The organism is Embleya sp. NBC_00888, assembly GCF_045207655.1.
Classification (GTDB): Bacteria; Actinomycetota; Actinomycetes; order Streptomycetales; family Streptomycetaceae; genus Embleya.
In genome coordinates this window covers 1,093,067-1,105,094 of record NZ_CP108784.1, presented here as the reverse complement: position 1 = coordinate 1,105,094, position 12,028 = coordinate 1,093,067, and the positions used below count along the sequence as shown (strand labels likewise).

Genomic DNA, 12,028 nt, shown 5'->3' with positions numbered 1-12,028 from the left:
GAAGTCACACAACATCTAACGAACAACTACAGGCGCAGGACACTAGCGCTCCTTCGGGGGCTTCGGCGACAGCAGCAGACCCAGCACCAGCAGTCCGCCACCGATGTCCTCGGGCGCGAACAGCGGCGCGTCACTGATGGTCGTCTCCTCCTCGATCATGAGCGTCGCGACGGTATCTGCCTGGGTCGGCGTAACCGGCGTGGACTGACGGATGTTTTGAGTAAGCATCAGGTGCTCCCTGATCGTGACTTCAATCGCCGGGCTCGACGATGCCCCCGTGCTTTCGACCATAGGCACTTTTTATGAGCGTTTGCATTATTTGACGGCGAGTCGCGGGCCTGATTCCCCCGTATGCGCGGGCGCGTTCCAGGCGCGTTCCGGGGGCGCGCGAGGGGAGTGCGGAACGGGCGAGGAAGGGTCGGTCGGATGGGCTCGGCGAGTTCGCCGCAACCGCGTGAATCCGCGCTCACCAGCGGGTTTTCGGCGTCGGTCAGGGGGTGATCCGGGCCAGGGCGCCGATTTCCAGGGCGACCCAGATCGCGCCGTCCGCACCCTGGGCGAGGCCGTGCGGTTCGGCCGCCGGCGTCGGCAAGTCGTACTCCGTCAGGGTGCCTTCCACGGCGAGTCGGCCCACCCGATTGGCGCCCCATTCGGTGAACCAGCATTTGCCGTCCGTGTCGAGTGCCACCGCGTGCGGGCGGGACTGCGGGTCCGGCAGCGGGAATTCGGTGATTTCCCCGGTCGGGTCGAGTCGGCCGATCGCACCCGCGCCGATCTCGGTGAACCACAGCGCGCCGTCCGGGCCGGCCGTGATTCCGACCGGCGCCGCGCCCTTGGTGGGCAGCGCGTGGATGCTCACCTCGCCGCTCGTGGTGATGCGCCCGATCGCGTCGGCGGCGTTCAGCGTGAACCACAACGCGCCGTCGGCGCCGGTGGTGATCGCGGACGGGAACGCGTCCGCGATCGGCAGCGCGAAGCCGGTGACCCGACCGGCCGGGTCGATTCGACCGATGCGGTTCGCGGCCGTCTCGGTGAACCACAACGCGCCGTCGGGGCCGGCGGTGATCCCGAACGGGCCGGACCCGGCGGTGGGCAGGTCGAAGTGGGTCACCGCGCCGGCGACGGTGATCCGGCCGATCCGGTGGGCCTTGTACTCGGTGAACCACAGCGCGTCGTCGGGACCGGTGACCAACACGGTCGGTCCGCAACCGGGGTCGCCGAGATCGTGGAGGGTGAGTGTCCCGGCCGGGTCGAGTCGGCCGATGCGACCGGCGTGCACGAGGGTGAACCACAGTGCGCCGTCCGGGCCCGAGACGATCGCGTACGGGCCGGAGTCGGGCCCGGCGACCGGGAGTTCGCGGATGTCGGGGGTCGTCATACGAGCATTCCCTCGGTCAGGTGGATCCGGGTGCCGATGAACCGGTCGCGCAGCGCGCGGTCGTGGGAGACCACGACCAGGGCACCGGAGTAGGCGTCGAGTGCCTGCTCCAGTTCCTCGACCAGCGTGGGTGAGAGGTGGTTGGTCGGCTCGTCCAGCAGCAGGACGTCGGCCGGTCGGTCCAACAGCCGGGCCAGGGCCAGACGTTGGCGTTGGCCGACGGACAGCGCGCCGACCCGGGTGCCGAACGTCTCGGCGGGCAGCAGGCCGCCGGCGAGCAGTCGGTCGCGGTGCTCGTCGAGATGGCCCGGTCGACCGGCCGCGTAGGTGGCGAGCACCGTGCGGGACGGGTCGGCGAAGACCGGGTCCTGGGCCAGTCGGCCGATCCGGCCGCGGCGGCGCACGGTGCCCGTGTCCGGTTCCAGGACACCGGCCAGGACCCGCAGGAGGGTGGTCTTGCCCGCGCCGTTGGCGCCCTGGACGAGCAGCCGATCGCCCGCCTCGATCCGGAGGTCGTGGACGACCAGGCGATCCGCGACCCGGATGTCGTGGGCCTCGATCAGCACGCCCGAGGCCGCGCCGGTGTGGATCCCGGTGCTGAAGCGCAGCGGTTCGGGCGGTGCGACCACCGGGTTCGCCCGCAATCGGCGCAGCCGTTCGCGGCCCTGGCGGACCCGGCTCGCCACCGAGTTCTGCACCCGGCCCGCGTTGCGGTCGTAGGCCATCTTGTTGTTGTCCTTGGCGGCCCGTCCCGGTGCGACCCGGTGCGCGGTGGTCGCGGCGAAGCCCTCGACTTCGCGGATCTCGCGGCACCAGTCGGCGTACGCCTGCGCGCGGCGGGCGCGGTCGGCGAGCCGGGCGGCGTGGTAGGCGGTGTAGTCGCCGCCGTATCGGGTCACGGTGCCCGCCTCGACCTCGACGATCGCGTGGACCACCCGGTCCAGGAACAGGCGATCGTGTGAGATCGCCACGACGGTGCCGGGGTGTTCGCGCAGGCGATCCTCCAACCAGGTCAGGGACGTCGCGTCGAGATGGTTGGTGGGCTCGTCGAGCAGCATCACCTCGGGGGCCGAGGCGAGCAGGCAGGCCAGGCCCAGGCGGGCGCGTTCGCCGCCGGAGAGCGCGTCGAGGCGGCGATCGGGCGGGATCGCGCCGAGACCGAGAGCCTGGATCGCCCGGCCGGTGCGGGCGTCGGCGTCGTAGCCGCCGCGGGCCTCGAAGGTGGTGAGCAGGTCGCCGTATTCGCTCAGCCGCGCCTCGGTCAGATCGGCCTCCACCTCGCGCAGTCGGCGCTCGATGGCGCGCAGGTCGGCGAGGGCGGCGTCGATCGCCTGCCGCACGGTGTGGGTGCCGGGCAGGTCGAGGGTCTGGCCGAGGTGGCCGATGCCGCCGGTGCTCGCGACGGTCGCGGTGCCGTCGTCGGGGGTCTCCAGGCCGGCGATCAGGCGCAGCAGCGTGGACTTGCCGGAACCGTTCTCACCGACGATGCCCACCCTCTCCCCGGGTTTTACGGTCAGTGAGACGTCGGTGAGGACCGGGTGGTCGGCGTAGGTCTTCGCGACGTTACGCAGTGTGAGCTGGGTGGTGCGGCCGGTGCGGGTGCCGGTGGTGGGAGTGGTGCGGCTGGGAGACAAGAGGGGACTCCAGGGGGTGCTGCGGACGGGTCGGCGGGGTGACGGTGTTCGTTGCCCGGGTCATGGCTGCGGCGCTCCCTGGTGGGTCGAGTGGTGTGGGTGGACGGTTGGGCCTCCGAGAAGCTAATGCAACTCGGTTGCGTTAGGATGAGTATGACGGATGGAGAGGCACTAATGCAACAAGGTTGCTTTTGGTCGTCGCGGACGGGGCCGGTTCGGGGTCGGTCGGTCAGGGTTCGGCCGGTTCGGCCGGTTCGGCCGGTTCAGCCGATTCGGCCGGGCGGCGGCGGGTGAGTGGCGTCGGCGGGGTGCGGCCCGGTGGGCGGACCGCGCGGACGCGGGACGCGGTACGGCGGGCGACGCTGGCCGAGTTGGCCGAGAAGGGCTTCGACGGGCTGACCGTGGAGGCCGTGGCCGCGCGCTCGGGGGTGCACAAGACGACGGTCTACCGCCGTTGGCGGAACGCGGCGGGGCTGGCGGCCGACGCGCTGGACCTGGCGGCGGAGGAGTCGTGGCCGCTGCCGGACACCGGCACGATCGGCGGCGACCTGCGGGCGATCACCGCGCTGGTGGTGGCCGGCTTCGCGGACCCCGAACGCGGACCCACCGCGCGGGCGCTGGTGGCCGCCGCGGTGCACGAGCCGACCATGGGCGAGGCCCTGCACGGATTCCTGGTCGGCCGGCTCGGTCAGGCCGAGGCGGTGGTCGAACGGGCGGTCGCGCGACGCGAGTTGCCGGTGGGTACCGATGCGGGCGAGGTGGTCCGGGTCGCCGTCGGCGGGCTGTACTACCGGTTGTTCATCACGCACGAGCCGGTCGACGCCGGCCAGGCGCGGCGCGCGGCGGACGCGGCGGTGGCGGCGGCGCGCGCCGGGGTCTTCGTGCTCGACCGAGCCTGAGCGGGGGAGCGGGGGAGCGGGGGAGCGGGGGAGCGGTCGAGCGGGAGGCGTCCGCGGGAGCGAAGCGCGCCCGCGTTGGGTGGGGTGCCGCCGGGTGGGTGGTGTCGGGTTCAGCAGAACTCGTCGAGGAGACGGTAGAACTCGAGACGCTTCGGGTCCAGGGTGCCCTGCGGGTCGTAGCGGGCCAGGAAGCGGGCCGCGTGGGCGGGGGAGTACTGCGCGTCGTCGTCGTTGTGGAGGCTGCGGGTGAGCAGGGCCGGGTCGGCGTGCCGGTCGGTGCGGCCCAGGCGGCCGAGGTCGATCAGGCCGGTGACCTGCACGGTGTCCGGGTCGAGCAGGACGTTGGGCGGGCAGTAGTCGCCGTGGCCGACGACCGGGTCCTCGGTGGTCGGTACGGTCGCGGTCAACTCGGCGAGGAGTTCGGGGCCGGTGCGTCCCAGGCGGTGTTCGTCCAGATCCTCCAGGTCGACCAGGCCGGCTGTGACCGCGTACTCGGCCGCGGGGATGGCGACCGCGAGACTGCGGTCGAACGGGCAATCGGCGACCGGGAGCTCGTGCAGGGCGCGGGCCATGTCGGCGAGTGCGTCGACGACCGCGTCGCGTTGCTCGGCGGGCCACGGATCGGCCGCCGAGCGGCCGGGCACGGCGCGGGTGAGCAGCCGGCCGTCGCACGCGTCCACGTCGTACTCGAGAATCTCGGCGACCGGGAGCCCCTGCTTCGCCGCCCACAGACCTCGATCCACCTCGGCGGAGAGATGGAAGCCGGAATCCGGGTGGGAACCGGGCGCACCGACCTTGAGATAGAACTCCTCACCCCGGCGCCGCAGTCGATGAACCCCGGCTCCTGACTTGCCGGCCGTGACCGACTCCCACGTGTACGCCGCGAACCGCCGTCGAAGATCGTCCGTCATCCCCCCATCCTCACCCGAGCCCCACCCCACCGCCGGCGGATTTCCCCCCCGCACCCGGCACCCACACCCGGCGGGCGTCGACTCGGAACGGGTGTCCCAAACCGGGCGGGGGTGGGGTCAGAGTTCGAACCAGCCGGTGCGGGTGTGCCAGTGCCGGCCGGTGCGGAGGTGGTCGCCGATGGCGCGTTGCAGGGTGGTGTCGCGGGGGAGGGACTCCGGGGGGAGGCCGGGGTCGCCGAAGACGAAGCCGATCGGGGCGGTGTCCTCGGGTGGGTGGTCGGCCGGTTCGGTGTGCAGGTGGAAGCGGCGTTGGAAGCGGATGATGTTGGCGTGTTCCGGGAGGTATTCGCGCAGTTGCGGGTCCAGCAGCCACGAGCCGCAGACCGCCACCGCGTAGCGCTCGGTCGGGAAGTGGCGCCGGAAGAACTCGCGGGCCAGCCGCAGCGATTCGTCGCACGCGGCCGGGGTCAGCGGTCCGTGGAAGTCCGGGATGTGCAGCGCCAGCGCCGGATCCTCGGCCCGATACGCGAGCCCCAGCGCGGCGGCGCTCGCGGCGGCCCGACCGAGCAGGAACGAGCGTTGGAACTGCAAGCGACCCAGTTGATAGAGCTCACCGCGAAAGTGCAGCCTGGGCCAGTGCAGTGCGAGCAGACCACCGACGCCGCGCCGACGCCGGTGCACCGCGACGTGCCGGCCGAGGTCGGCGAGCGTTCGGCGGGACACCTCCGGCGGGATGCCGAGGGAGCGATGGTAGGCCAGCACGTACGGGCGCGCGGCGATGAACACGTACACGTGGAACCAGCGGCCGACCGCACCCCACGCGGGCGGCAACGGTGGGATCTCCCGGTGTTTCTCGACCGTGCCGACGCCCGCGACCAGGGCCCGCACGGCGCGTTCGAACAGCTCGCGCACCCGCGGGTGGGCGAGCAACGCCGCGCGGGTGGCCACGAGTTCGTTGAAGTCCTCGTGCGGGACGGACAGGTCCAGGAGTACCTCGACCAGATCGTCGTCGGCGGGCAGGGCCACCTCGACGCCGGTGTCGAAGCCGGCCAACATGTCGACCCAGGCGGCCAGGCGCGGATCCGCGCGGAGCGGCTCCCAGGCATCCGTCGCCGGTCCGCCCGGCCCGCGCGCTCCGGTCACGCCGAGGATGGGCGCAGGTCGACGGAACAGAAGACCTTGTCGTAGCGGGTCGTGCCGATCGCGACGAAGTCGTGCAGCCGGCCGTACTCGACGAAGCCCAGCGAACGGTAGAGGTGCAGCGCGCTGCTGTTGTCGCCGCGTGCGTCGAGGGTGAGGATCTCGATGGCCTCGGCGCGCGCGTCCTCGATCAGCGCCGCCGTCAGCGCCCGGCCGATCCCGCGACCGTGCGCGGACCGGGCCACCGCGAGCTTCTCCAGATCGGCGTTGGGCCGGTGGGTGGGCCGGGTGTACCGGCGCCAGTAGCCGAAGCCGAGCAGTTCCCCGCCCGCGTACGCGAACCGCAGCGCCGCGTCGCCGGAACGCTGGGCCCGGGCCAACTCGGTGAGCAGCGCCGCCACCTCGGCGAGCGGCGGCGGGTCGACCCACCCGAGCGCCGCGCCGCCCAGGACCAGATCGGCCAGGATCGTGTGCACCGGTTCGGCCGCGCGCCCGGCGGCTTCCGGTCCGCGCAGCACGATCCGCCGGGTGTCCTCGTACTCGTCTGGGTTCGCGCCCGCATCCGCCGCCGTTCGGGTGGATGCGCTCGCGTCAACGTTCAGCGTCACGGAGGCAAGGCTATTGAGTTCGGCGATCGCGGGGAACGGGCCGGCGGGCGGGATCCGGCAGACTGTGCGGGTGAGTGGAACCGTTTTGGTCCTCGGGGGCCGCAGTGAGATCGGGTTGGCGGTCGCCGAGCGGCTGGCCGCGCGCGGGGCGCGGACCATCGTGCTGGCGGCGCGTCGCAGCTATGACCTCGACGACGAGGAGGCGCTGCTGCGCAAGGCCGGCGCGCCGCACGTGGATCGGGTCGAGTTCGACGCCGACGACCTGGCCGGGCACCGCCCGATGCTGGACGAGGTGATCGCCCGGCACGGCCCGCTCGACGTCGTGGTCACCGCGTTCGGCATCCTCGGCGATCAGCGCCGGGCCGAGTCGGACGCGGCCCACGCGGTCGCCGTCGTGCACACCGACTACACGGCGCACGTGAGCATCCTCACCCACCTGGCCACCGTGCTGCGCGCGCAGGGACACGGTCGGTTGATCGTGTTCTCGTCGGTGGCCGGTGTGCGGGTGCGGCGGGCGAACTACGTGTACGGCTCGGCCAAGGCCGGCCTGGACGGTTTCGCGAGCGGCCTGGCCGACGCGCTCGCGGGCAGTGGGGTGCGGCTGCTGCTGGTCCGGCCCGGCTTCGTGGTGGGGCGGATGACCGAGGGCATGTCACCGGCGCCGCTGTCCAGCACACCGGATCAGGTGGCCGACGCGACGGTCCGGGCACTGCTGCGCGGGAAGGGCGAGGTGTGGGTGCCGGCGGCGCTGCGGCCGGTGTTCGCCGGCATGCGGGTGTTGCCTCGGCGGGTGTGGCGCAGGTTGCCGCGCTGAGTCTTCCGGTGGAAGGCGGGCGGGCGGGGAGGGTCGCGCCGGCCGTGCCGGCCGTGCCGGTCGCGTCGGTCGCGTCGGTCGTGATGACCGTGGTGACCGTGCCGGTCGTGATGACAGCGCCGGTCGTGCCGGTCAGAACAGCAGCGTGTCGGTGTCTATCGAGGTCAGGAAGTCGTCGAGGGCCTGGAAGGTTTCCCACTCGGGGCGGCCGGAAGCGGTCGCGAGCAGCGTGACCAGGGCCTGTTCCAGGGCCTCGACGCGCTTGCCCTTCCAGGCCTTGTCGGCCAGGGTCACGAGCAGTTCGTCCGGATCGTCCGGATCCCATGCCGCGTGGGTGCGGGCGAAGCGGGCCCGCGCGGGCGGGACTCCCCGGGCGGTCAGCAGGTCGTAGCCGGCCTGCTCGTGGCACGAACCGGGCCCGGCCAACTCCTCCGGGTGCAGGGTCTTGCCGATGTCGTGGGTGGCGGCGCCGAACAGCACCGCGTCGCGGTCGAAGGCCAGTTCCGGGCAGGTCGCCGCGACCCAGTCGCACAGCCGGTACGCGACGTCGTGCACGATGCGCAGGTGTTCGACCAGGCGTGGGCAGGGGGTGAGTTGATCCAGGAGGGTGGCCACTTCGGCGGGCAGCGGACGGAGCTTGGCGGAGGTCACCCGCACAGCGTAGGAGTCCGCCGGGGCATCAGGAAGCCGGCCCGCCCAGGGTCAGCGTCCACGCGTCGCCCATCAGCACGACCGGGTGCGCCGCCGGATCCAGCGTGCGCAACAACTCCACGATCCCTTCGGCGGGCAGCGTCACACAGCCGTGGGTCGGGCCGCCGTGGTCGATGTGCAGCCAGATTCCGCCGCCGTACGCGTCGCCGCGCGGGCGGTCCGGGTCGAGCGGAGAGGTGCCGCGCACCCGGTTGTAGTCGATCGCGATCACGTGGTCGAAGGTGCCCGCCAGGGGTTCTCCGGTGAAGCCCGTGCCGTCGACGGCGAAGTCGTCGGATCGGTCGTACGACAGCCTGGTACCGGGGTCGGGCTCCAGTCCGCCCGCGTCGGTGAGCGTGTACACGCCGATCGGCGAGCGCAGGTCGTCCTCGTGGTGGTCGGGCGTCCAGCCGAGCCGGCCATTGTGCGCGGGCCACGTCCCCTGGCGTTGCCAGCCGTCCGGTTCGCGGGTCCAGAACGAGGCGGCGGCCGAGTCGCTGTCCCGGCCCTCGCCGACGACCAGCAGCAACTGGGTCGTCTCGACCGGGATTTCGGCCGCCCAGCGGGGCCCGACACCGGGCGGGACGGCGATCGGCGGCGCGGGTGGCTCCGGGAACGGAACACCGGCCGGCCCCGGGGTCGCCCCGCCGGCCGCGCCCACGCCGATGCCCGCTGCCGCGTTCGCGTCCCATCGTGCTCCGGCGGCGGGTACCGCGATCAGGGTGAGTGCGACCGGTGCGGCACGGAACAGCGAGCGTCGGGAGATCGTCATTCGTCCACGACTACCCGCTCTCCGGGAACCACTCGTGCAGGGTGGGCGGTGTGTTCACGGGCGTCACCCGGTCGGTCGTGTCGGGTGTCACTCGTCCGTGGACGTGAGGTGACGTACGGCCGGGCCGATCGGTCCGGTGGATCGCGACGGTGCCGAACGGGCCCGCGTGCCGTCGGGTCGGTCGGGCCGGGTCGGGTGGGCGTGGTCTGATGGGTCTGGGCGGCGTGTGGTGGGTGGGTCGGGTTTGGTGGTGGAAGGGGAAGTATGCGGGTCGGGGTGTTGGGAGTCGGGCGGATCGGGGCGTTTCATGCGCGGGCGTTGGGTGGGATCGAGGCGGTCGAGGGGGTCGTGGTCGCGGACGTGGACCATGGGCGGGCCGAGGCGTTCGCCGCGCAGGCCGGGGTCGAGGCGGCGGGGCTGGACAAGGTGTACGGCTTGGTCGACGCGGTCGTGATCGCGGCGCCGACGGCGGTGCACGTGGAGTTGTTGCGACGGGCCGCCGACGCCGGGTTGCCGATCCTGTGCGAGAAGCCGATCGCGCTCGACCCGAGGATCGCGCGTGATGTCGTCGGGTATGTCGAGGCGCGTGGCGCCGGGTTGCAGGTGGGCTTCCAGCGTCGGTTCGATCCGATGTACGTCGCGGCGCGCGAGGCGGTGCGCGCGGGCACGCTCGGTACGGTGACCCGGGTGCACGCGGTGAGCGTGGACCGCCGGCCGCCGCCGCCCGAGTTCGTGCCCACCTCGGGCGGGATCTACCGGGACACCCACATCCACGACTTCGACATCGTGCCGTGGGTCACCGGCGTGCCGATCGTCGAGGTGACCGCGATCGGCGCGAACCGGGGCGCGGCGGTGTTCGCCGAGAACGACGACGTCGACGTCTCGGCGGTGCTCTTCCGCCTTGCCGACGGCACCCTGGGCACCGCGCACGCGGGCCGCGACCACGAGGCGGGCTACGACGTGCGCCTGGAAGTGGCCGGCACGGACGGTACGCACGCGTGCGGCGGGGTCACCGAGGGCGACTTCCTCACCCGATTCGGTGACGCGTACCGCGCCGAACTCGCCGCCTTCGTGTCGATGGCCGCCGGCCGAACCCCGAGTCCCTGCCCCGGCCCGGCCGCGCTCGCCGCCCAGGCCGTCGCCGAAGCCTGCGTCGTCTCCCGCCGCGAGGGCCGCACCGTGTGCGTCGGGTAGCGGCTGCCCCGGGCCGAGCTCGTGGGTCGCCGCCTGTGGGAGGTCAGGGGAGGGTCAGGATCTCCGGGCCGGAATCGGTGATGGCGATGGTGTGTTCGATGTGGGCGGCTCGGCTGCCGTCGACGCTGTGGATGGTCCAGCCGTCCTTGGCGGTGAAGCAGCGGTCCTTGCCGCCGGCGATGAGCATCGGTTCCAGGGCCAGGGCCAGACCCGGGCGCAGCAGCATGCCCCGGCCCGGACGGCCTTCGTTGCGTACGTGCGGGTCCTCGTGCATCGTGCGGCCGATGCCGTGGCCGCCCAGGTCCTGCGGCATGCCGTAGCCGGCCTCGCGGGCGACCGCGCCGATCGCGGCGGAGATGTCGCCGAGCCGACCGCCCGGGACGGCCGCCGCGATGCCCGCGTCCAGTGCGCGGCGGGTCGTCGCGATCAGTTCGAGGTCGTTCGGACGCGGCGTGCCGACCGTGAAGGTGATCGCGGCGTCGCCGGTCCAGCCGCGCAGGGTCGCGCCGAAGTCGACGCTCAGCAGGTCGCCGTCGCGCAGCCGGTAGTCCGTCGGGATGCCGTGGACCACGACGTCGTTGACCGACGCGCAGATCACGCCCGGGAACGGCACCGGCGCGGACCAGGGCTTGTAGCCCAGGAACGGGGACGTGGCCCCGGCCTCGCGCAGCACCGCGTGCGCGACCTCGTCCAACTCCTTGAGCGACACGCCGATGGCCGCGGCCTTGCGGGTCGCCTCCAGCGCATTCGCCACGACACGGCCGGCCTCGCGCATCGCGGCGATTTCGGCTCGGGTTTTGATCTCGACCACGAGGTCCCTCCTCGACCAATTCTTATACCGGTATTAGTATCATGGTCATGGTCCGAACCCCACTGACCCCACTGGAGCGCGAGCGCGGCCTGCATCTGGGCGCGTTGTTGCGCGGTGCGCGCGGAGAGCGCAGCATCGGCCACGTCGCCATCGCGGCGGGTCTGTCGCCGGAAACGCTGCGCAAGATCGAGACGGGCCGCGCGCCCACACCCGCGTTCTTCACGATCGCCGCGCTCGCCCTGGAACTGGGCCTGTCCCTGGACGAGGTCGCGGCGGCGTGCGCGATCCCGGATCCGGACGTGCTCTCGGCTTAGGTTCCGCCCGAGGCCCGGCGCCGTCCACGGCCCGGCCTGGTTCCGTCATGTCCACGGCCCGGCCCCGAGCCTCGGCGCCGTCCGGCGGGCTCGGGCTCGGCCGGTCGGTTCGCCCGGGCGGTCTGCCGGTGCGCCCGGTCGGTGGATCAGCGCCTGGATGCTCGCGATCAGCAGGTCCACCGTGAAGGCGAACTGTTCGTCGATCGAGTCCACCGGGACCGACGCGGCGATCCGGCCCGTGGTGGGCAGTTCGGCGCTCGCGGCCGGGCCGGGGGGCAGCCACACGGCGGGGGCGGCGTCCCAGGTCTCGGGGTCGAGGTCGGCGGGCGGCGCGTCGTGCCAGGCGTCGTTGAGCCGCACGAACGCCGCGACCCGCAGGACCAGTTCGCGGAAGATCCGGTTCGCGGTGACCAGGTCCGGGCCGACCGCGACCAGGAAGGTCAGGATCGCCTCGTTGTTGCGCGGTGTGCGCGGGTGGATCGCGGCGGTCAGGTTCTCGTCCACCGCGATGGTCACCGCGCGCGGGTGCCGGCGATACCACGCGCGCATCCCCGTGCACAGCGCGCGCACGCTCTCGGCCGGGCGGGCCGGGTCCAGTTCGGGCACCAGCCAGTCCGACTGCCACGCCGGCGCGGCCAGTTCGAGTACGGCCCGGCGGTCCGTCGCGTAGTTGTACAGCGCGCGCGGCGACACGCCCAGGTGCGCGGCGAGCGAGCGCATGGTCAGCTCCGCCCCGCCGTCCCGCGCGACCAACTCCAGTGCGGCCCGCCCGATGCCCTCGCGGGTGAGGGTCGGCCGACCGCCGCGATGGGTGGGGCGCTTGCGGGTGGGGCCGGTGGACATGACGCCCAGGATAGGCCGAG

14 protein-coding genes are annotated in these 12,028 nt (G+C 72.8%); 4 read left to right on the top strand and 10 right to left on the bottom strand.

The features are described from left to right. Positions 1-42: 42 nt before the first annotated feature. The 3 genes from OG948_RS04210 to abc-f form a co-directional block, all read right to left on the bottom strand. Positions 43-291, bottom strand: coding sequence for a hypothetical protein (locus tag OG948_RS04210; protein ID WP_406293941.1), 249 nt, complete (start codon positions 289-291; stop codon positions 43-45). A gap of 199 nt (positions 292-490) precedes the next feature. Then, entirely contained in the window at positions 491-1,378 is an 888-nt protein-coding gene (locus OG948_RS04205; RefSeq protein WP_406293939.1) for a virginiamycin B lyase, read from the bottom strand. After that, positions 1,375-3,012, bottom strand: coding sequence for a ribosomal protection-like ABC-F family protein (gene abc-f / locus OG948_RS04200; RefSeq protein ID WP_406293938.1), 1,638 nt, complete (start codon positions 3,010-3,012; stop codon positions 1,375-1,377). Before abc-f ends, OG948_RS04205 begins: the two co-directional genes overlap by 4 nt. Before the next feature lie 290 nt (positions 3,013-3,302). Here abc-f and OG948_RS04195 point away from each other — a divergent pair, with 290 nt between their 5' ends. After that, entirely contained in the window at positions 3,303-3,911 is a 609-nt protein-coding gene (locus OG948_RS04195; protein WP_406293936.1) for a TetR/AcrR family transcriptional regulator, read from the top strand. Between the two features lie 110 nt (positions 3,912-4,021). Here the strand turns inward: OG948_RS04195 and OG948_RS04190 are convergent, their stop codons facing one another. The 3 genes from OG948_RS04190 to OG948_RS04180 all read right to left on the bottom strand — a co-directional run bounded on the left by OG948_RS04190 (position 4,022) and on the right by OG948_RS04180 (position 6,483). Then, a complete protein-coding gene (locus OG948_RS04190) occupies positions 4,022-4,822 on the bottom strand; it encodes an APH(3') family aminoglycoside O-phosphotransferase (RefSeq protein ID WP_406293934.1) in 801 nt (266 codons plus the stop codon). Positions 4,823-4,939: 117 nt separating this feature from the next. Continuing rightward, positions 4,940-5,878 carry an acyltransferase domain-containing protein gene (locus OG948_RS04185; protein WP_406300177.1) on the bottom strand — a complete coding sequence of 313 codons (939 nt, stop codon included), beginning with the start codon at positions 5,876-5,878 and terminating at the stop codon, positions 4,940-4,942. An 83-nt stretch (positions 5,879-5,961) separates the two neighbouring features. After that, entirely contained in the window at positions 5,962-6,483 is a 522-nt protein-coding gene (locus OG948_RS04180; protein ID WP_406300176.1) for a GNAT family N-acetyltransferase, read from the bottom strand. A 157-nt stretch (positions 6,484-6,640) separates the two neighbouring features. Between OG948_RS04180 and OG948_RS04175 the strand changes: the two genes are divergently transcribed. Further along, complete coding sequence (locus OG948_RS04175) at positions 6,641-7,384, top strand: SDR family NAD(P)-dependent oxidoreductase (protein ID WP_406293933.1); 744 nt, start codon at positions 6,641-6,643, stop codon at positions 7,382-7,384. A gap of 132 nt (positions 7,385-7,516) precedes the next feature. Here the strand turns inward: OG948_RS04175 and OG948_RS04170 are convergent, their stop codons facing one another. Continuing rightward, positions 7,517-8,041, bottom strand: a complete 525-nt coding sequence (locus OG948_RS04170) for an HD domain-containing protein (protein ID WP_406293932.1) — start codon at positions 8,039-8,041, stop codon at positions 7,517-7,519. 22 nt (positions 8,042-8,063) lie between these two features. Next, entirely contained in the window at positions 8,064-8,846 is a 783-nt protein-coding gene (locus OG948_RS04165; RefSeq protein ID WP_406293930.1) for a L,D-transpeptidase family protein, read from the bottom strand. Positions 8,847-9,110: 264 nt separating this feature from the next. Here OG948_RS04165 and OG948_RS04160 point away from each other — a divergent pair, with 264 nt between their 5' ends. Beyond that, positions 9,111-10,040, top strand: a complete 930-nt coding sequence (locus OG948_RS04160; protein ID WP_406293929.1) for a Gfo/Idh/MocA family oxidoreductase — start codon at positions 9,111-9,113, stop codon at positions 10,038-10,040. Positions 10,041-10,083: 43 nt separating this feature from the next. On the opposite strand, the gene map is transcribed toward OG948_RS04160, so the two are convergent. Beyond that, positions 10,084-10,851, bottom strand: a complete 768-nt coding sequence (gene map, locus OG948_RS04155; protein WP_406293927.1) for a type I methionyl aminopeptidase — start codon at positions 10,849-10,851, stop codon at positions 10,084-10,086. A 47-nt stretch (positions 10,852-10,898) separates the two neighbouring features. Here map and OG948_RS04150 point away from each other — a divergent pair, with 47 nt between their 5' ends. Next, positions 10,899-11,165, top strand: a complete 267-nt coding sequence (locus OG948_RS04150; RefSeq protein WP_406293925.1) for a helix-turn-helix domain-containing protein — start codon at positions 10,899-10,901, stop codon at positions 11,163-11,165. Between the two features lie 45 nt (positions 11,166-11,210). Here the strand turns inward: OG948_RS04150 and OG948_RS04145 are convergent, their stop codons facing one another. Then, positions 11,211-12,008 (bottom strand): TetR/AcrR family transcriptional regulator, encoded by a 798-nt coding sequence (locus tag OG948_RS04145; protein WP_406293924.1) that lies wholly within the window; start codon positions 12,006-12,008, stop codon positions 11,211-11,213. Positions 12,009-12,028: the final 20 nt, after the last annotated feature.

What these genes read in the sequence shown, in the direction of transcription:
- OG948_RS04210 (WP_406293941.1), bottom strand. Translation starts at nt 291, where the DNA reads ATGGTCGAAAGCACGGGGGCATCGTCGAGCCCGGCGATTGAAGTCACG.
- OG948_RS04205 (WP_406293939.1), bottom strand. Translation starts at nt 1,378, where the DNA reads ATGACGACCCCCGACATCCGCGAACTCCCGGTCGCCGGGCCCGACTCC.
- OG948_RS04190 (WP_406293934.1), bottom strand. Translation starts at nt 4,822, where the DNA reads ATGACGGACGATCTTCGACGGCGGTTCGCGGCGTACACGTGGGAGTCG.
- OG948_RS04185 (WP_406300177.1), bottom strand. Translation starts at nt 5,878, where the DNA reads ATGTTGGCCGGCTTCGACACCGGCGTCGAGGTGGCCCTGCCCGCCGAC.
- OG948_RS04165 (WP_406293930.1), bottom strand. Translation starts at nt 8,846, where the DNA reads ATGACGATCTCCCGACGCTCGCTGTTCCGTGCCGCACCGGTCGCACTC.
- OG948_RS04160 (WP_406293929.1), top strand. Translation starts at nt 9,111, where the DNA reads ATGCGGGTCGGGGTGTTGGGAGTCGGGCGGATCGGGGCGTTTCATGCG.
- OG948_RS04150 (WP_406293925.1), top strand. Translation starts at nt 10,899, where the DNA reads ATGGTCCGAACCCCACTGACCCCACTGGAGCGCGAGCGCGGCCTGCAT.
- OG948_RS04145 (WP_406293924.1), bottom strand. Translation starts at nt 12,008, where the DNA reads ATGTCCACCGGCCCCACCCGCAAGCGCCCCACCCATCGCGGCGGTCGG.